16 protein-coding genes are annotated in these 17,530 nt (G+C 44.1%); 10 read left to right on the top strand and 6 right to left on the bottom strand.

Annotated features, from left to right (window positions below; all coding sequences use genetic code 11):
- Nucleotides 1-3 precede the first annotated feature (3 nt).
- Nucleotides 4-1,140 carry an iron-sulfur cluster carrier protein ApbC gene (gene apbC / locus ABD744_RS06940; protein WP_344796816.1) on the bottom strand — a complete coding sequence of 379 codons (1,137 nt, stop codon included), beginning with the start codon at nt 1,138-1,140 and terminating at the stop codon, nt 4-6.
- 278 nt (nt 1,141-1,418) lie between these two features.
- Between apbC and ABD744_RS06945 the strand changes: the two genes are divergently transcribed.
- The 6 genes from ABD744_RS06945 (at nt 1,419) to ABD744_RS06970 (ending at nt 6,634) form a co-directional block, all read left to right on the top strand.
- Nucleotides 1,419-1,850, top strand: a complete 432-nt coding sequence (locus ABD744_RS06945) for a phosphate-starvation-inducible PsiE family protein (RefSeq protein ID WP_344796818.1) — start codon at nt 1,419-1,421, stop codon at nt 1,848-1,850.
- Between the two features lie 157 nt (nt 1,851-2,007).
- Complete coding sequence (locus ABD744_RS06950; RefSeq protein WP_344796820.1) at nt 2,008-3,390, top strand: serine hydrolase domain-containing protein; 1,383 nt, start codon at nt 2,008-2,010, stop codon at nt 3,388-3,390.
- A gap of 147 nt (nt 3,391-3,537) precedes the next feature.
- Nucleotides 3,538-4,389, top strand: a complete 852-nt coding sequence (locus tag ABD744_RS06955) for an alpha/beta fold hydrolase (protein WP_344796822.1) — start codon at nt 3,538-3,540, stop codon at nt 4,387-4,389.
- Between the two features lie 197 nt (nt 4,390-4,586).
- Nucleotides 4,587-5,024, top strand: a complete 438-nt coding sequence (locus ABD744_RS06960; protein WP_344796824.1) for a hemerythrin domain-containing protein — start codon at nt 4,587-4,589, stop codon at nt 5,022-5,024.
- Nucleotides 5,011-5,286, top strand: coding sequence for a DUF2249 domain-containing protein (locus ABD744_RS06965; RefSeq protein ID WP_344796826.1), 276 nt, complete (start codon nt 5,011-5,013; stop codon nt 5,284-5,286). The genes ABD744_RS06960 and ABD744_RS06965 overlap by 14 nt, the downstream gene beginning before the upstream one ends.
- A gap of 13 nt (nt 5,287-5,299) precedes the next feature.
- Nucleotides 5,300-6,634 (top strand): hypothetical protein, encoded by a 1,335-nt coding sequence (locus ABD744_RS06970; RefSeq protein WP_344796828.1) that lies wholly within the window; start codon nt 5,300-5,302, stop codon nt 6,632-6,634.
- A gap of 107 nt (nt 6,635-6,741) precedes the next feature.
- On the opposite strand, the gene ABD744_RS06975 is transcribed toward ABD744_RS06970, so the two are convergent.
- From ABD744_RS06975 to ABD744_RS06990, 4 genes are all read right to left on the bottom strand, one after another.
- Nucleotides 6,742-8,826, bottom strand: coding sequence for a lipoxygenase family protein (locus ABD744_RS06975; protein WP_344796830.1), 2,085 nt, complete (start codon nt 8,824-8,826; stop codon nt 6,742-6,744).
- Between the two features lie 281 nt (nt 8,827-9,107).
- On the bottom strand, nt 9,108-9,677 hold the full coding sequence (locus ABD744_RS06980) for a LemA family protein (RefSeq protein WP_344796831.1): 570 nt from the start codon (nt 9,675-9,677) through the stop codon (nt 9,108-9,110).
- Nucleotides 9,678-9,697: 20 nt separating this feature from the next.
- Entirely contained in the window at nt 9,698-10,378 is a 681-nt protein-coding gene (locus ABD744_RS06985) for a DUF3137 domain-containing protein (RefSeq protein WP_344796833.1), read from the bottom strand.
- Nucleotides 10,379-10,646: 268 nt separating this feature from the next.
- Nucleotides 10,647-10,967, bottom strand: a complete 321-nt coding sequence (locus ABD744_RS06990) for a hypothetical protein (protein WP_344796835.1) — start codon at nt 10,965-10,967, stop codon at nt 10,647-10,649.
- Nucleotides 10,968-11,182: 215 nt separating this feature from the next.
- On the opposite strand from ABD744_RS06990, the gene ABD744_RS06995 reads away from it, so the two are divergent.
- From ABD744_RS06995 to ABD744_RS07010, 4 genes are all read left to right on the top strand, one after another.
- A complete protein-coding gene (locus ABD744_RS06995) occupies nt 11,183-11,371 on the top strand; it encodes a hypothetical protein (protein WP_344796837.1) in 189 nt (62 codons plus the stop codon).
- A gap of 160 nt (nt 11,372-11,531) precedes the next feature.
- Nucleotides 11,532-11,828 carry a hypothetical protein gene (locus ABD744_RS07000; protein ID WP_344796839.1) on the top strand — a complete coding sequence of 99 codons (297 nt, stop codon included), beginning with the start codon at nt 11,532-11,534 and terminating at the stop codon, nt 11,826-11,828.
- A gap of 113 nt (nt 11,829-11,941) precedes the next feature.
- Nucleotides 11,942-12,517 (top strand): elongation factor P-like protein EfpL, encoded by a 576-nt coding sequence (gene efpL, locus ABD744_RS07005; RefSeq protein ID WP_344796841.1) that lies wholly within the window; start codon nt 11,942-11,944, stop codon nt 12,515-12,517.
- 97 nt (nt 12,518-12,614) lie between these two features.
- On the top strand, nt 12,615-12,959 hold the full coding sequence (locus tag ABD744_RS07010; RefSeq protein ID WP_344796843.1) for a cupin domain-containing protein: 345 nt from the start codon (nt 12,615-12,617) through the stop codon (nt 12,957-12,959).
- A 120-nt stretch (nt 12,960-13,079) separates the two neighbouring features.
- Here ABD744_RS07010 and ABD744_RS07015 read toward each other — a convergent pair whose 3' ends face one another.
- Nucleotides 13,080-17,342 (bottom strand): fibronectin type III domain-containing protein, encoded by a 4,263-nt coding sequence (locus ABD744_RS07015; protein WP_344796845.1) that lies wholly within the window; start codon nt 17,340-17,342, stop codon nt 13,080-13,082.
- Nucleotides 17,343-17,530 lie beyond the last annotated feature (188 nt).

Here is a 17,530-nt window from a genome sequence, read left to right on the forward strand (position 1 = left end):
ACGTTAATCGTTCACGAAGCTGATTTTAGGGAGCGGCGTTATAAATCCGGGTTGGGCAACATTAACAGCCATTTTTAACGCTATATCGTGATAAATTTGTGCAGTTTTGCTTTCAGGGTCTGCCAGCACGATAGGAAGGCCCGCATCTGCTTGTTGACGGATTTTCATCGTTAAAGGTAAAGATCCCAAAAGCTCTGTGCAGTATTCCCTGGATAATTTGTCTCCACCTTCTTTCCCAAATATGGATTCAGCCTGGCCACATTTGCTGCAGATATGAGTGGACATATTCTCAATAATGCCCAGAGTTGGAATGTCCACTTTCTCGAACATTTCAATGCCTTTCTTGGCATCAAGCAAGGCCATATCCTGAGGCGTTGTCACAATCACGGCCCCGGCAATGGCCAGTGTTTGTGCAACCGATATTTGGATATCCCCTGTGCCCGGTGGCATGTCGATCAGCAAGTAGTCCAAATCGCCCCAAAGGGTCTGATTTATTAATTGTTTGATGGTTTCACTGGCAACAGGGCCTCGCCACATTAAAGGCGTTTTTTCTGTGACCATCACGCCCATCGACATTAACTCAAGACCATGAGCAGTAATCGGCGCGTAATAACGCATATCACGGGTTTGAGGCGTAACCCCCTCAGGAATACCTAATAATAACGGTTGGCTTGGACCAAAGAGGTCGGCGTCGAGTAATCCTACTTTTGCCCCTTGGATTTGCAGTGCAAGCGCAAGGTTGACGGATGTGGTTGATTTACCAACGCCGCCCTTACCTGAGGAGACTGCGATGATGTTCTTGATGCGGCTGACTTCTTGTCGTTGTCCCTGATGAGCCGGGATTTGCCAGCCGACATGGACCTGCACATCGTTAAACTGTTGAAAGCGCTCATCTGTCGTCAGGAGCGTCTTGAGTCCTGAGGTAAGGGCGTTTTGTATTTTATGTTGGTTTAACTTGGCGGGGTAATTCAGCACAACCGTGACTTTTAATGCAGAGTTTTCTCGGCTGATGTTTTTGACTGCATTTGCACTGATTAGATCAATACTCAAGTAAGGATCGACGTATTGGTTTGCAATTACACTTTTTACGGTTAAATGCAGTTCGTCGGGCAGGTTTTCCTCTTTGGATCGGTTAAACATTTTTTTCCAAAAGGACATATAGCGACGTACTCCCAGGTGGTTTAGCTCGATGAGACCATTTTGGGCTGCATTCTACCTTTGTCACCTCTCAAGAGCCAGTTCAGGCTGGTTTGTTGGCGCCTTCTTTGTATCTGTATTTGCAGACGATGAGAATATGCTTATGATAGCGCCCATAGAAATAGGGGGCTTTGTAAATATGGAAATCTCTGTATGGCTATCTATAGACAGTTAAGCTCTGGGAAATGACCCAACGTTGAATAAGAAGGAATCTCAAAAGTATGAAGTTATTTGAAAAGTTCGAAAAAATTATTTTGGGCGCTTTGTTATTCATGATGGGGTTGCTGGTTGTTGCTGCAATTCTTGAAGTCGGGCTTCGCTTTTTCCAATTCCTCGTAGCCAAAGATGGTTTTTTGTTGAATCTTCAGGAAATTTTTACGGTTTTAGGCTGGTTTTTGTTGGTTCTGATCGTGCTGGAGTTGATGGCTTCTGTGGCTGCCTTTCTTAAGGAAAAAGTGATTAAGGTGGAATTTATGTTCATTGTTGCAATCACTGCGGTTACCAGAAAGCTGGTAATTATGGACTCTAAAGAAACTGAGCCTTTTTACTATTTGGGACTTGCGGCTGTGATTCTGGCGCTCTCCATTGGTTATTTTTTATCTAAGAAAGTGACTATTAAATACGAAGTGAAAAAAGACGCTTCTTCTGAATAAGTCGAATAGATGATCTCCTAATCCACCTAAAGTTCGATGCTCATTAGGTTGCTGAGGCAAATTCAGGCGTTATATCGAACTTTGGAATGAGTCTATCTCGGTTGTCGTTTCTTATCATGTATTTAGGATATAAATACTTAAAGGAATGGCAACGATTATGAAAGCACTGAAAATTTCTTGCATTTGCATGCTGAGTGTCACTGCGTCAGGGTGTAAATTGGCCGATACGATGGCAAGTTATGCCGCAAGTACTATGTGTACTAAAGTTTTTCTTTCTGGCTTATCTGAACAACATGTCATGGAAACAGACTTAATACCGGCCTCTAAAGGTGCAGTTAAGGCTGCGCTTTTTAATGTCGATTATGCGGATCAAACGGTTCAGGTTCAGTTTCTCGACAGTAAACGAAAAGCTATTTATCGCGACCAACTGGGGTGTACGTTGGTGGGGGACGTGACCGAAGCTGAATTACGGCAACAAACACTGCCTCAATTAGAATCCCCTGAGCTGGATGCGAATCAAGTTTGGCCTGCGGGACGAGCAGGTGTGAGTTATGTCTCAGGCGTTGAACTGGATCAAATTGATTTGGCTGCACAAGGGTTGTTCGAAGATAAATCGACTTATGAAATCAATACCAGCAGTGTGCTTGTTTCTTATAAAGGCAAGCTTGTCTATGAACGGTATGCTGATGATTATTCGCCCGAAACGCCCGTAGCACTGTTCTCCGCATCCAAGACCATTACAGCAGTTTTGTCTGGGATGATTCAGGACGACGGCGTGTTAGACCTGAATCAACCTGCGAACGTTGCAGAATGGAATAACTCAAATGATCCCAGATCCGTCATAACACCAATGCAATTACTCACAATGACCAGTGGTTTAGGGTCGGATAAAACCGATCAGAAGATAGACCCGGATGTTTTTGAGTTGGTGGCCTCCGACGATATGGCTTCCACCTTTGCGAATAAAAAATTGTACGCTCAACCAGGCACTGCCTGGCACTACAATACCGGAAATACCTTGGTTCAAACCCGTTTGTTGCAGGAAACCTTAGGAGGAAACCTCAGTGATTTTTATCAATACATGCAAACAAGGCTATTTCATAAAATCAATGTAACGTCTGCGGTGGTGCAGCCGGATAACTCAGGAAATATGGCGCTTGGTGCGTTTGCTTTCATGACTCCCAGAGATATGGCCAGGTTTGGGCTGCTGCTTGAGCAAGGCGGCCACTGGGACGGCGAGCAGATTATTTCAGCTCATTGGCTTGAAACTATGTTGGAAGCTGTCAATTTACCCAACCCCTGGAATCGTGATTATGGCGTTGGCATCTTCCCCAATACTCAAAAAGTTGGTGAGGCGTTTTGGCCTATGTTGCCTGCGGATACTATGTCTGCTTTGGGCTTGAGAGGACAGTTGATTATCGTGGTGCCTTCGCTTGACTTGGTGGTTGTCCGGACTGGGGATGCACATGACGAGCAAGAAATATTGGTTGATATTGGGCGGTTCATCTACGGTTTATTGGAAGCATTGCCACAGGAATGATGTTTCTCGGTAATAGTTTGTCCTTATCGCTTTTTTGCAGTTTTAATTGAAGGATCAATTTAGAATAAAGCAAGCGCTGTTTTATGGTTTAATATGAAGAGATAGGCTGGTCTAAAAACCATACAGGGAAGCACTATGGAAATACGGATGTTTTACTTATTGAAAGTTATGATGGCGCTGGCTGTGCTAGCGTCATCTGCTTGTTCATATCATTCTGAATCAAAAAAAGTCAGAGAGTCCAGCGTTGTGTCTTTTGATGGAACCGAGATAGTTTATGGCACAAAAGGCAAAGGCGATTTGGCTTTGGTTTTTGTGCATTGTTGGACTTGCAACAGCACTTTCTGGGAAGACCAAATTGATCCATTCGCAATGAATCATCAGGTGGTATGGCTTGATTTGGCCGGTCATGGAAAGTCTTCTGGTACTCGATCAGAGTACTCCATCAAGAGCTTTGGTAAAGATGTCGCGGCTGTTGTTAATCAGCTCGATGTGGAGAAGGTCGTTTTGGTTGGGCACTCTATGGGTGGCCCGGTTTCCTTGGAGGCGGCAGAGCTTCTAGGTGACAAAGTGGTGGGTATCGTAGGTGTCGATACTTTTTATACATCGTTTATTTATCCAAAAGATAAAGATCAGATTAAGACATTTGTACAACCCTTTGAAGATGATTTCAGGTTAGCGTCAGATAACTTAATTCGATCCATGTTTACTTCGGAAGTGGATTCAAACGTTATCAATACCGTGCTCAAGTTAATGGCAAGTGCGGATAAATCGATGGCTGTCAGTGCCATGTATCATCTGTTTTATTGGAGTGCTGAGAACAATCCAGCAATACTGAATAAATATGAAGGCAAATTATTCAATATTAATGCTGACCCAACTTATGAAGCTGAGGCCAGTCATTCTAGTGTGACTTTGGTTCGTGGCGTGGGGCATTTTGTGCCTCAGGCGAAGCCGGATGAGTTTAATGCGGCACTTTTTAATATTCTTAAAGTTTTATAATTTTCTTAAAACTCAATAATATTCTTAAAACCCGATAGAGCCTGCTCAGCCCGCTCAAAAGGCGGGCTTTTCTTTGCATTTATTAATCTCGATCAATGAATGATTGATTGTTTATTTCTGCGATAAGATTCCTTTTTATTTTGTATTTTTCCACAGATACACTTTCAGCAAGAAGATTTGTATGAGGGTTGTAATCTATGTCAATCAACGAATTTATGTCGCACAAGCATCGCGAATGCGATGATGTTTTTTCACAAGCAGAGAATTTTGTTGCTGAAGGTAAATGGGACGAAGCGTACAAAGCCTGGCAAGAGTTTCACCATGAACTCGATGAACACTTAACGATGGAAGAAACTGTGTTATTTCCCAGATTCGAAGAGGCGACGGGTATGACACAAGGGCCTACGTCTGTGATGCGAATGGAACACGTTCAGATGCGTGAGATGTGTGATAAATTAAGCTCGGCTGCATTGGCTAAAGACCAGGACCAGTTTTTAGGGTTATCTGAAACGCTGATGATTTTGATGCAGCAACATAATATGAAAGAAGAGCAGGTGTTATATCCGATGACTGACCGGGTATTAGGGGACTCTGGCTCAATCATTCAAGCCATGGAAAACCATGGCAACCAATAATGATGTAAAGTCTGAGTTTGCTCGTATAGCGTCTCTGCCTTTTGTCGAACTCGATGTGCGCCACCTTGAAGCCCCTGAACCCATGAAGGCTATTTTGCAGGCATTGCAAAATCTTCCTGCTCAATCTTGGTTGAAAGTTGTTCATCGGAGAGAGCCGTTTCCTCTGTATCAAATACTATCGGAAAACGGTTTTCGCTTTCATCGGCAAGTCATCGCTGATGGGTTCCAAATCGCAATCTGGCGAATTTCAAATAACGGGTAGGGGAGTTCTGACCATGAACTTAAAGGGTCTCTCGTTTGATAATATTCCTGAATTCTCTACTCCGTTCCGCTTCTTTGTGACGGCGCCTGTGCTTGGGTTGTTAGGGTGCCTTTTATTAGTGGTGCCAGAGATCTGGATCTCTCGTTGGCAGCCCCAATTGATTGCAATGACGCACTTATTTACCTTGGGCTTCATTGCCATGATCATGTTTGGCGCCTTAACTCAAATACTGCCCGTATTGGCGGGTACTGGCTTACCTAAAGTAGACAAAGTTGCACCGATACTCCATGTTTGCTTAGTGCTTGGTGTGGTGTTATTTCCGCTGAACTTTTTGTACCCCTCATCGCTGGTTTTAGCGATCAGTCTGACGCCTTTGCTTATAGCGATTGGCTTGTTCGTGACGTTGATCGGTTGGGTTGTTATTAAAAAGAACACGGGTAATTACTCGATTCGTGCAGTGCGGTTTGCAGTGTTCAGTTTGGTTGTGACTGTCATAACGGGTTGCTTACAGTTGTTTGGATATTTTGTGCCAGATGTCTTGGGTTCAGGATTAGGGAAAAGCCTTACGAATTTACATTTGACCTGGGGGCTTCTGGGCTGGGTGACTGTATTGATCATGGGGGTTAGTTTTCAGGTGATCCCTATGTTTCATGTGACCCCCGACTTTCACCTTCAAATTAAAAAATGGTTACCTGCTACCCAGTTTGCTTTGCTCGTTATCCTGAGTTTTTCGGTGTTGTTTCAATATCGCGGTTTTAGTGAGTTTGTATTGGCTTTATTAGGCGTCTGTATGGTGGTGTACGCTATTTACAGCCTTCGTTTGTTGAATAACAGAAAGCGGAAAGTTCCGGATACCACAATAAATTTTTGGTTTTTGTCTTTCGTTGCCTTAATCGCTTCTATGGTGGCTTTTCTTTGTGCATCTTTCATCAACACCCAGTGGCAAGCCGAACTGCAACTCTTTGCTGTAACTGTGTTTATCGCGGGCTTCGTTATCTCTGTGATTTTTGGAATGCTCATTAAGATCATTCCATTTTTAGCCTATCTACATCTCCAGCAACGGGCAATGAAGTGTTTTCAGGCAATGAGTGCCTTACCCAATATGCATGACTTGCTTCCTGTGGTTTACGGCCAGAATCTTTTCAAAACTTATCTGATACTGCTTCCGGTCGTTTGTTTAGTGCCATTTCTGCATTCGCTTTCACCTGTGGTTGGCGTTCTGATGATTGCGACATTTCTGCAATTACTGTTCATTCAACTAAAGACATGGTCGGCCTATCAAGAAGCGATGGGGCAGATTGAAGTTCTGATCAAAGAACATGGTGAAATGGATTTAACTGGCCTGTAGTTGTGCGAATAGACAAAGATGTTAGGAAATATTCATAGTTGGTTATCGCTAGGCATGTAGAAATGAGCGCAGGTAAAAACGGGGGCAGGTTTGCCCCCGGCTTACTTTTAAATGTTAATGCTCTGTGGGATTCTTGATGGCAACAGACTTTGATACATAGGTCTGTTTAGGTTGCGCTCGCCTATTTGATTTTCAACTGCATCGAGCCTGTCCCGGAACGTTTCCAGTGCCGCCTGAACTTTGGTGTTACTGAAATAATTGCCACGTTGATGTCGGTTGTAATCCCCCAGGCGGGTGAAGTAAACCCCACCTAAACCGTGCGTGATGAGCAGTTGCTGTAAGGCCTGCTCCAGCGGCGGCAAAGTGGCTAATAGGTCTTGGCTTTCTGTGCCTTCGGTGGAGGTGGGTGCTGGTGCATAGGCTGCCAATGGCATGCTCGGTGTGTAGCTCATGACGGACAGCTGCGGGAAATTAACAGCGGCATGCTGCGCGCTGGACGTGAAAATAACCATAGTGAGCACGTCAACCAGATAAGACTTTGTGTAGATGCCGAGCGTACCATCACTGTCTTTCTCACCTAGCCCGTTGATTCTTCCTCCGTCCTCACTGGTTAGGTCTATGAGCCATGCTTGAAGTGCTTCATCATCTGCGACCTGTTTGTCGTCGACATAATAGATGTCCACGTAATCTTCAGCCCAGCTTTTGATTGCGTTCCAAACGTCCATTGCATCATCGCGGTATGGGTATGAGACTGGTAAATCTTTATTCGCCATAAATCTGCCTGCGAGTTGATTGGGCAGCATGCGTTCATTGAAATTCAGTTCGGTAAGTGAACTGGTTGTAACATCCCAGCCGGTTTCAATGGTGCCGCCTAATGTTCTGTCTACACCGCCGCCAGGATTAATGAGCGTTAGAATCGCCGCATTATTGATGAATAAAGTGCCCTGAAAATGAGGCAGAAGCAGATTGTAAACCGGATGGGAATTGTTCAATTTACGTTGCGTGCTGACTGCAAATGGTTCGATAAGCAAGTGAGTTAAACCAAGATGGCTGATTAACTCATGATAATTGGAATTTGCTGCCTGGAAATGTACTTTGCCCAGAGTCCAGGTGTCTCCGTGGAACGGGTAAAGCACCGGGTTATTAGCGGAAGGGACTTGATCCACCTGAATGGCAACAGCATGTAAAGCGCCGGAGGTATCGCCTTTTTTAACCGCAAATAACCCCATGGAGGCCGCGATGTATTTCTGTTGTGGGAACGTCCCCGGTTCAAGCACGTCAAGGGCCTTGTAATCGGTGAAGTATAACCGGTTTTCAGCAATGGCTAACGCCAGAGAGTCGTCATCACCCATCACCTTTCGATATGAATCATCATCTACCGGAAACTTTGGCGGAAGGCTGTCTATGATGCGTTCAATCACCAACGGGTTGGGGCCTGAGACTTGGAATGCGGCGAAAGCATCGTCGTTGTCAAACGTTGAGGATACATTCGGCACAACAATGGTCTGAAATTGATCAGCGTACTGACGAAGTGAAGTGGCGTCACCATGAAGACCGGCAGCTCTTAGTACTTCTTGAATGACTGCGTGAACCAAGAACCCAAAGACATCCTTAAGCAGGGCCTGAATTGCGTCAGTCAAATTGTTAATTTCTTTTTGAGCGGCTTTTCCAAGTTCTTTAGCTAGTTTGCTTCCCAGTGCAGAACCAAAATCTTTCTGAAGCTGATTTTCAATGAATTTAGCTAATTGAGCTTCTTTTTCATGAACGTCTTTTTCAACCTGGCTGGTCACAATGTCAGCAAACTCTGTGATGTTATTTAATATCTCAAGTTTTTGCTTAATTAAACCAATGACTTCTTTTAAAGAAACCGGGCCGGCTGCAGAGGTATTGCTGGTTGGCCCGACGGAGCCAATATCAAGTAAGTTGGTTAACTTGATTGTGATGTTAGTCAGTAGTTCAACTAGGGCTTCGCCGATCTGTATTATTTGTACCAGATTCGGGTTCTGGGTTGCGGGAAAAGGGTGATTCTCATCGACTTTGAGCACAGCAATAGGTTCGAGAACCTTCTTGGAACCATCTTCGAGTGTATAGGTGTAAGAGTGCATGTATTGATAGTCGCTTTGACCTGCGACAGGTGACGATTTCTTTTTGCTTGTTTTATCTTGGGTGAGCTCTGCTGTTTGTTCAGTCATGTTGATCTCCATCTCATCAGAATCAGCGGGCTAGTAACTTTGAATTTGTAGTGTGGGTTGTTAATCCACCAAAAGATTAGGCAAGCTTTTCTGGAAATGACATTACAGCTGATTACAAGAGCGAAACGCTAATGTGCACTGTTTATTACGGCTTTTTTCTAAGTAGTTGTTATTTTGAGCGAAAGCGAAGTTTCGCAAATGAGAGGAGGCTGATCATAGGAAAGAGGTAACTTGGTTGTCTCACAACCATTCAAGTGAATGGCTGTGTTTTGTTTTCCTGTCTACACATTTGGCTTGTAATCAAAACCTGACGAAGCCTGACTATCACTGAATGTTTCTACTTTTGATTTCTTATTCAGAAAACTGTTAACCAGTGAGCCTGGAAACATTTGAATGCCGTTATTAAAGTCTTCAACGTTTTGGTTGAAAATGCGTATAGCGGCGGCAATTTGCTCTTGTTGCTCGCTGATTTCAGCCATGACTTTGAGGTACACGTCAGAGGCTTTCAGTTCTGGGTAGGCTTCAACGGTGACTTTTAATCCCTGAAGCAGGCTGGATGCTAATTGTTCTGTGACGGAAAGTTTTTGTGGGTTGACTTCGCCGTTTTGAAGTTCTTGAATTGCACTTCGCAACTTGGTGACTTCTGTCAGTAGTCCGCCTTCGTGTAATTTATAATCTTCGACCATTTTTTCAACCGCCGGGATGATTTTATTTTTTTGACGCTCTTGGGTTAATACAGAGGCCCAAGCGCGCTCCACCGCATTAAAACGACCCACGATGCCGTTGTAGATCATTATAATAAATGCGGCCAATGCCACTGGTATGCCGATAAAAATAATAAGTTCGGTCATGCTCTTTCCTTGAATTTGAGTTAAATGAAGTTGTTGTCGCTTAAACGCATCAAGTCGTGAATGTGCTCAAGCAGTGTGTCCAGGGTTTTAAGTTCTGCGTGCTGGGCGATTTCTTTTGCGAATGCTTCCGGGTTGGATAAATCGTTTACTTGTTTGGCTTTGAGCAAATTATCATCGTCAAAAGATAAACAAAGCTCATTTTGTCCTGTAATTTCGATGTTCAGGTTTTTAAGTAGTTGATCCATTTGAGTTAATAATTCGATGACTGCAGGTGTTAGGAAGCGAGCTGTTTGCAATTCATCTTTCGTGCGTACTTTAAAGCGGCGGTTGAACTGGTTTGAAGCGGTGGTGTATTTCTCACCTTTATGACTAATTTCACTGTCACTATTGATACAGAGGGATTTAGCAAAAGGGAAGTTCATCAGAATACCGTGGCGATAATAACTGACGCGACGGGTTCTTGTTCTGCGATTGCCATTGGAGTCCGTATACGATTCAGTGGTCTTGCGTACATAGTGGAAACGATACATTTCAAACGCAAAGGTATGAACGGCACCCTGATACTCTCGTTTGTACAAGTGCTGAATTTCCTTTGCGTCATTGCCCCGATGAAATTCTTTAAACTTGGCAAGTAAGTCTTTTATCTTCTCATCCGGATTGAATGACACTGTCTTGAAGTCGTTGTTCAGCAGTGTGTCCAAATGATGTATATCGTTTGATATCGGTTTACGCCAGTGCTTTCGTTTTCTGAGGAAACGCCACAGGAAAAAGCTGCTGACGAGCATAGAGAGTGAAATAAATATTGCCGGATCATAAATACTTAAATACATACTCAATAGATTAACGCTGTCCCAAAACACGAAAACCCAGGGAGGAGTGAAAAATGTGAGCAAGGCTATGCTGAGCGTGATGGCTCCGATACGTTTGTTAGCCGAATCGGGAAACACTTTCGAAATGAGAGGAGTGACTTTACTTTTTTCTTCTCGCTGTCGCAGGTAAAATATACACGACCAAAGCAGGCAGCCAGGAGTGCGCACTGTAGCATGTATAACCTATGATTTGAGTAATAATGGGTAGGTATGTGTCGGTCACACCTAGAAAAAGCATCACAGAACCTAAAAGTAGAAATGACCATAAGATGATGGTCAGTGCTGTATCTTTGTAGTCTAAGGGCCCAGTGTGAGCTTGAACGGATTGGATGATGTTAACTAATTGATCTTGGCTTTTTGCTTCTTTTACTTGGCGTTTAAGTTGATTGATATTATCCGTAACTTGCTGGTTGTACGACATACAGCTCCTTTGTATCTAAGGGTATTCCCTGGGTGTTGATAGTTGACCGGGTGGTTAATTATAGGGCATTGGTCCACGGTGATAAATACAGAAGTTAACAAGATTGAGTCTCATCACAACGATTCCGTTTTTAAGGTGTTGCCAATTTCTTTCAATTTTGCGTTAAACGACCATAATTACTCTATGGTTATAGTTTGGGAACAAGGTGAGTTTTTATGAAGCAGCTCATGACAATTGAAGAAATTGAAAAACTGGCAGCAAGTGATCATGAAACAGCTAATCAGTTAGATTTGCTGGTATCAAGCACTCGAGAGCTAACGCATCAACGAGAGCTTGAGCTGACTAAGCTGTGGAGTCTGTTAAACAAACTGGAAGCTCAACTGGAAGAGCGGACAAACTCGTAACTTGAGTTAACGCATTTCTCACACAGAACAACGCCTTTTCGTTAGCGGGTAAGCGAATAATGCTTATCCCGCAGATTGGTTCATCATCGTTTGGCAATCTATATTTAAGTAGAGAACACACTCTTTGTGTCTTGTTATAAAAGTCATATGGAAGGTCTCTATGTCACACATATGTTACTTAGTTCATCCTAAAAAGTGTTTTTGCCAGATATCTTCAACCTTACTCAAAAAATGGGCCATTGAACGATATATAAAAAACCGGCCGACATTGGAGTTGTTGGAGTCTGTTACGTCCATGTCCGATAAAGAGGCTATTTCTGCTGTTGCCTTATTGGATGCGGACGATGAAACGCTTCTTGATATGATGGGAGACGTTAATTTGGCAGATCACCACATTTTACATTGTCGGGAAAACGCCAGGAAATTGCTGTTAGAGCTTAAAGCGGACATGGCTTAGTACCGTCCAAAGCTGAAATTAACAGCCTGTATTGGCTAATTTGTAAAAGTCCTTATTGAATAAACGGGGGAATATAGTAATCTTTTGCTTTTTTAGGATTAGGGCTGTAGACGATGCCAAAGGCAAGTGAAATTAAGAAAAACCAAGCAATTGAAATCAATGACAGAGTATTTATCGTAAGGGACATTGAGCGTTCCGTACCACAAGGTCGAGCGGGTGGTAGTATTTACCGTATGCGTATGTATGACGTGGTTACCGGTGGTAAAGTTGATGAGACATTCAAAGACTCTGATATGCTCAATCTGGCAGATTTAGTTCGTCGTCCGGCCACGTTGTCTTATGTTGACGGTGAAGAATATGTCTTCATGGACACCGAAGACTTCAGTTCATATATTCTGAATGCAGAATCAATTTCAGACGAAGTACAGTTCATCAACGAGAGTACTCAGGGTATTCAGGTTATCTTGGTGAAAGAGTCACCGGTTGGTTTGGATATGCCTTCCAGCGTTGAATTAGAAATCACTGAAACTGATCCATCCATCAAGGGTGGTTCTGCAACGGCTCGCACTAAGCCTGCGACACTTTCAACTGGCTTAACTGTTCAGGTTCCGGAACATATAGCGACTGGCGACTGGATCAAAATTAACGTTGAAGAACGTAAATTTATGAGCCGGGTTGATGCGAAATAATTATTATTTCGTTTTTTAAAGCGGTAACCAGGTTATCGCTTTTTAATCCTTCTAATCCTTTATAGTACGTGATGCATTCCTTATGAGAATTTCCTGCTTGAAACTGATTAGTATCATCACAGCGAGCTTTTCTTCGCAGCTGGCTATGGCCGACATTGTGTACGGCGATAAAGAAGTGTTAATTAATAATGATACAGTTGAAGTAGTACGCTTAACTTACCCGGCTGGCAGTCAGTCAGGAATGCATACTCATCAATACCCACACCGAGTTGTGTATGTTGCACAAGGTGGTGTCATAGAATTAAAGCCTTCCCAACCAGATAAATCCTCTAAAGTGCTGAACCTAAAGACGGGGCAGGCGTTGTACCTTCCCGCGACGACGCACAACGTCATCAATGTTGGTGAGAGTGAAGTGGTGTTGGTGGAAACTGAAATAAAATAAGCGGCTGACTATTCAGGTTTGTAGCTAGGTTTGTAGTTAGACTTGTAACTGGATTTGTAAGCAAGTGTGTAACACTTGCCCCATGTTCATTGATGAACAAGGGGCAGGGTTTAATGCTGGTTATTTAGGGCAGTATTGCTCAGGACAGGCCGAGCCAAGTTGTTCCCAAATGTAAGAGGTCAGAGTAATAGGGCCGCCGTACAGTCCGTTTCCTGAGGCAGCAAAACCTCTGGCGCCAGAAAGCGTTTCATCAGGGCCTACCTGATCTTCTTGATCCGTTCGTGTCGGCCCGGTATAGCTGTAATTGGCAAACTTCTCTTTGATCAGGTCTTCATGGGGGTATGGCCATAAGGCCTGCTCGGTCAGCGTATCCCACCCCGGTTGACCATAAAATGTGCCTGAGCGACCCAACTTATTAATGATATGCGCCCCCATTCGTTTGCCGCTTTCTCCTGCTGTGGCCAGCAGAGAACCAGAGTCAATCTGAGGCAAATAGGTGAGTCCATTTGTTCTTGGGTCGACCTCCAGTTTGTTTTGAAAGTACACATTGCCGGCATAATTACCGTTCGGGATAGACCAGCCTGTCATGCCATTTTCAAAGAAATTCACGAAGTTAAAGGTGATTTCACTGGGTGACATGGCTAGCAAGCCTCTCGGGTTGGTTTTTTCTCCGTCCCAGCCGGCACGATAAATAATGGAGTTTGAAATTCTCAGTGGATGATAGTCATGATAGAAGTAGCTTCTGGTCTCGGTATCAAATTGACCGAGAGTCAGTTGATCCGTCTCCAGAGGGCCGGTCATATTGATGTAGTTTAAGCTGCCACTGTGGCCGTGGTTGTCCCGAGCCACTTTGTCGCCCCAGCCTATACTGTTCTTCACGTAATTGAACTTGGCGTGTGCAGCGTCATCGTTCATTCCGGTGAATGGCAAAGAGTTATTGATGGATATACCGGAGTGGTACGTACTGTTTTCAGGGTAACCTTTGCAGTCCGAAGCGGCGTAGCCAAATGAATTGGACATGTAAGTGTGGCGAACCCAGAATTTTTCAGAGTTACTGTCCAGCACCATTGCATTTTGCCATTGAATGTTTTTACTGCAGTAGGTCATCATGCCTCCCACAGGTTCACGACCAATATAGCCATCCACCCTTGAAACAGCTCGTCTGACTATGCTGTCGATGCTTTTCCTGAAACTGATTTGATAACGGGCATGGCCGTAGGTGTAGACGTCTTCAAATAAAAGATTATTGGATCTTCGCACATAGATATTGGTTGAGCCGCAAGTGTTGCCTGTGAAACCGCATTCAGCATCTCTGCCTGAGTCTGAAGAACCCATGTCTATAAATTTCATGAATTGGGCATTGCTGACAAATATGCCTGTGTTTAGTGCGTTGTTTACATGAATGCCTCGGAAGGATATGTATTCTAAAGGCGCTGACCCTAGGTACTGGTCGGGCCAATCCGGGTTGTTCCAAGTGCCTGTCATTCGTATTAAGGAGCCGATTTTTCCTTCGCCATCAAATATGACTCTTCCTGGGTTTTCTGCCATGACGGTCGTAAAGTGCTGTTCATCTCCGGCTGGTGGTAATGAACCACCGGAAAAGTTATTGATGAAATCAGACGCCTCACCACGATAAGTGCCATCCCGGATGATCATTGTTCCTCCCGGAATTAGTGCATCCAGCCCATCTGCTACGGTCTTATGGGTTTCTTGTGGCCCGACGTAAAGGATCTGTGGGACGTTGCCGACTGTTAAAATCCAGGTTTCAATGGTCGTTTCCCCGTCTCCGGATCTTGCTTTAACGCCAAGGTGAATGCTTTCACTGGGCATCGATTCAGGTATTTGCCAAGTGAACAAACCCGTTTGAGGGTCAACGGTTGCTTCATCCGGGCCATATTCTTTTGACCAGGTAATGTTGCTGTTGTCTTTCAGGTAGGTGGGTTGGTAGCGATACTCAGTGCCTGTTGGGCTTGAATGATCTGCCACAGGCTGAATAACAGCATTAGAGGTATCTTCAGGCAAGGTTGTGATCGATAACGGCTCTGTCAATGCTGAGATTGCTCCGGAATTATTGAAAGAAGCGAGCTGAAAAGAATATTCTTGCTCAGGAGACAACCCAAAATCCTGATAAAAGAGGGAGGATGTGCGAGCCACCTCTTGTTGATCCCGGTATACGATGTAACCCGATATTTGATCTGCTGAATCAGGCTCCGTCCAGCTTAATTCAAGTGATGTAGACGTGATATTGAGTCCCGTTACAGATTTTGGTGGCAGTAATGGCGAATCAGTGTTCTCTGAGCTGGTTGTTACTTCATAGACAGGAGAACGATCAGATGTGCGACCATCTTGTGTTGTACTGGCTATTTGATACTGGTAGGTTTGCTCCGGACTCAGGTTGGCATCAGTGAAGTGCACGTTGGCTGTACGGGCAATTTCTGCACCTTCTCGAAATACGATGTACTCAGAGATCCCTTCAACTGCCTGCCAGGATAACTGGACGGAGTGTGCGGACACATGATTGAAATTAATGGACTGGGGTGGATTAACCGGTGGTTCTGGCTCTTCGTTACCTGAACCGATAGTTTCAGAATGAACTGTCATCCAGTCAAAATCCCAATGGCCACTTTCCGCCTGTAACGTGATGTATTTACCTTCGGGTTCGCTTGGAAGATTTTCCAGAGGCAGGTTGATCATTAATTCTGAGCCTCGATAGACTAATAGCTGTGAGTCTTTGAATTCCGCAGTAATGGTTTCCCAGGTGTCCTCGTTCTGGAGTAAACCATAACCGTTTCCAGAGTAATGGAGTGTTTGGTAGCCAGCACGATTTACTTTAAAGAAACTTGCCGAGTTCCCTTTGATGACCAATGAATACGTGTGTTGATTTTTCTCTCCATTGGGGCCGGTGAAGAAATGCAGCATCAATGTTGCGTAGTTCGGCGTACCCTGAGACGGTTTGGCTCTGAACCTGAACTTGGAGTCAAAGCTGGCGGCTAAAGGTGATTGGCTGGTTAAGCTGTCCCCGTTTTCAGAGGTTAAGGTAAGCGCGCTATGATCGCCCACTGACCCGGAAATGTGACTTTCACTGGGGGTCCAGCGAGAGAGTTCATCAAACTCTTCTCTGTGATGGTTGCCCGCTGTGGCCAGTGTATCAAAGTCCCAGCTTCCGCTTTCGGCTTCTAATGTAATGTATTGGCCAGTAGGGGATTCAGGGAAATTTGTTAAAGCCAGTTGGTTGATTAAAACACCATCGCGCCAGAGTTTTAGATTACTATTGATGATTTCAACTTCGAGGTCATGCCAGGTTTGATCATTGGATAGAAGCCCGTCCTGATAGCCAGACCAAAAAACAGTATCATAACCCGCTCTGACGATTTTATAGCCTGAGCTTTCATTTCCTTTGATCGTTAATTCGTAACTGTGGGCTGTGTTATTGCCTTCGCTATCTGTAAAAAGCTTGATCCGTAAAGTCGCGTAGTTTGGTGTGCCTGCAGAGGGTTTTACCCGAGCATAAAAGCGCACTGGTTTAGTTTCAGATGCAGATACTTCGTCGTACACGGCTATTTTTGAGGTGATCGCACCACCATTGGTGTTAGATAGTTTTAATACGCCGTTTGTTGGTTGATGATTTCCGCCTCGCCAATGATTGAGGTGGTTGAATGGTTCTACCCAATCCATTCGGCGTAAGTCCACGGCATTTTCGGAGGTTACTGGTTCTGATGCGGCGTCATCGGCGTTGTTCTCTGTAGAGTCAGAGTTACTATGAAGTGTGGTTTCTAGCCAGTCAAAATCCCATTGGCCGCTTTCTGCTTTAATGGTGATGTTTGAACCTTTTGGTGAAATTGATAAAGGGGTAAGGTCAATTGAGTCTTTTTGAAAACCGTTCTGATAAACCGTGATGTTAGATTGGTTTACCTGAAGCTCGATTTCGTGCCACTCATGATCATTTGTAAAAAGGCCCGAATCTTGCCCTGAATAGAAAACGGTATCGTTCCCGGCTCGAACAATCTTATAACCGGCACGTTGACCACCACTTAAGACAATTGAATAGCTTTCATCATTAAGCTGGCCGGTTTCGGAAGTGAACAAGTGTATTTGTAGTGACGCATAACCCGGTGTGTTTTGAGCTGGCTTGGCTTTGAATTTAATGGAAGCGGGGCGTGCATTAAGTGGATTATGAGTGGTATGCAGGGTATGGCCATTAGTACTGGAAATGGTAAGTACGCCATTTTCAATGCTTTGCTGGCTGCCTTCCCATTGGCTTAAATTATTGAAGGATTCCGTCCAGATAGCAGCATGTAAAGCGGTACTGAAAGAGCAGATAAAGCACAAGAGAGGGAATAACACCAAACGCTGGTGGGGTGTATATAACTGAGTGGGCATCATAAGAATTTCCTATGTGTTATTGGTTTTCTAGACACTGGTACGACTGTTTAAGGTCGAACTTTATTTAATGAAGCTCATAACATGGTGTTTTTAATGTATTGATTTTATTGGCGAATACTTTTTTGTGATGTGAGTCTTGTTTTTTTGATGATTTTATCAATATGAACTACTTATTTTGTCGTAGGTCA

It is taken from the genome of Litoribacillus peritrichatus, assembly GCF_039537985.1.
In the GTDB taxonomy this organism is placed as follows: domain Bacteria; phylum Pseudomonadota; class Gammaproteobacteria; order Pseudomonadales; family Litoribrevibacteraceae; genus Litoribacillus; species Litoribacillus peritrichatus.

Excerpts from the sequence above, each read along its gene's own strand:
- apbC (WP_344796816.1), bottom strand. The coding sequence starts at position 1,140 with ATGTTTAACCGATCCAAAGAGGAAAACCTGCCCGACGAACTGCATTTA.
- ABD744_RS06945 (WP_344796818.1), top strand. The coding sequence starts at position 1,419 with ATGAAGTTATTTGAAAAGTTCGAAAAAATTATTTTGGGCGCTTTGTTA.
- ABD744_RS06950 (WP_344796820.1), top strand. The coding sequence starts at position 2,008 with ATGAAAGCACTGAAAATTTCTTGCATTTGCATGCTGAGTGTCACTGCG.
- ABD744_RS06955 (WP_344796822.1), top strand. The coding sequence starts at position 3,538 with ATGTTTTACTTATTGAAAGTTATGATGGCGCTGGCTGTGCTAGCGTCA.
- ABD744_RS06960 (WP_344796824.1), top strand. The coding sequence starts at position 4,587 with ATGTCAATCAACGAATTTATGTCGCACAAGCATCGCGAATGCGATGAT.
- ABD744_RS06965 (WP_344796826.1), top strand. The coding sequence starts at position 5,011 with ATGGCAACCAATAATGATGTAAAGTCTGAGTTTGCTCGTATAGCGTCT.
- ABD744_RS06970 (WP_344796828.1), top strand. The coding sequence starts at position 5,300 with ATGAACTTAAAGGGTCTCTCGTTTGATAATATTCCTGAATTCTCTACT.
- ABD744_RS06975 (WP_344796830.1), bottom strand. The coding sequence starts at position 8,826 with ATGACTGAACAAACAGCAGAGCTCACCCAAGATAAAACAAGCAAAAAG.
- ABD744_RS06980 (WP_344796831.1), bottom strand. The coding sequence starts at position 9,677 with ATGACCGAACTTATTATTTTTATCGGCATACCAGTGGCATTGGCCGCA.
- ABD744_RS06990 (WP_344796835.1), bottom strand. The coding sequence starts at position 10,967 with ATGTCGTACAACCAGCAAGTTACGGATAATATCAATCAACTTAAACGC.
- ABD744_RS06995 (WP_344796837.1), top strand. The coding sequence starts at position 11,183 with ATGAAGCAGCTCATGACAATTGAAGAAATTGAAAAACTGGCAGCAAGT.
- ABD744_RS07000 (WP_344796839.1), top strand. The coding sequence starts at position 11,532 with ATGTCACACATATGTTACTTAGTTCATCCTAAAAAGTGTTTTTGCCAG.
- efpL (WP_344796841.1), top strand. The coding sequence starts at position 11,942 with ATGCCAAAGGCAAGTGAAATTAAGAAAAACCAAGCAATTGAAATCAAT.
- ABD744_RS07015 (WP_344796845.1), bottom strand. The coding sequence starts at position 17,342 with ATGATGCCCACTCAGTTATATACACCCCACCAGCGTTTGGTGTTATTC.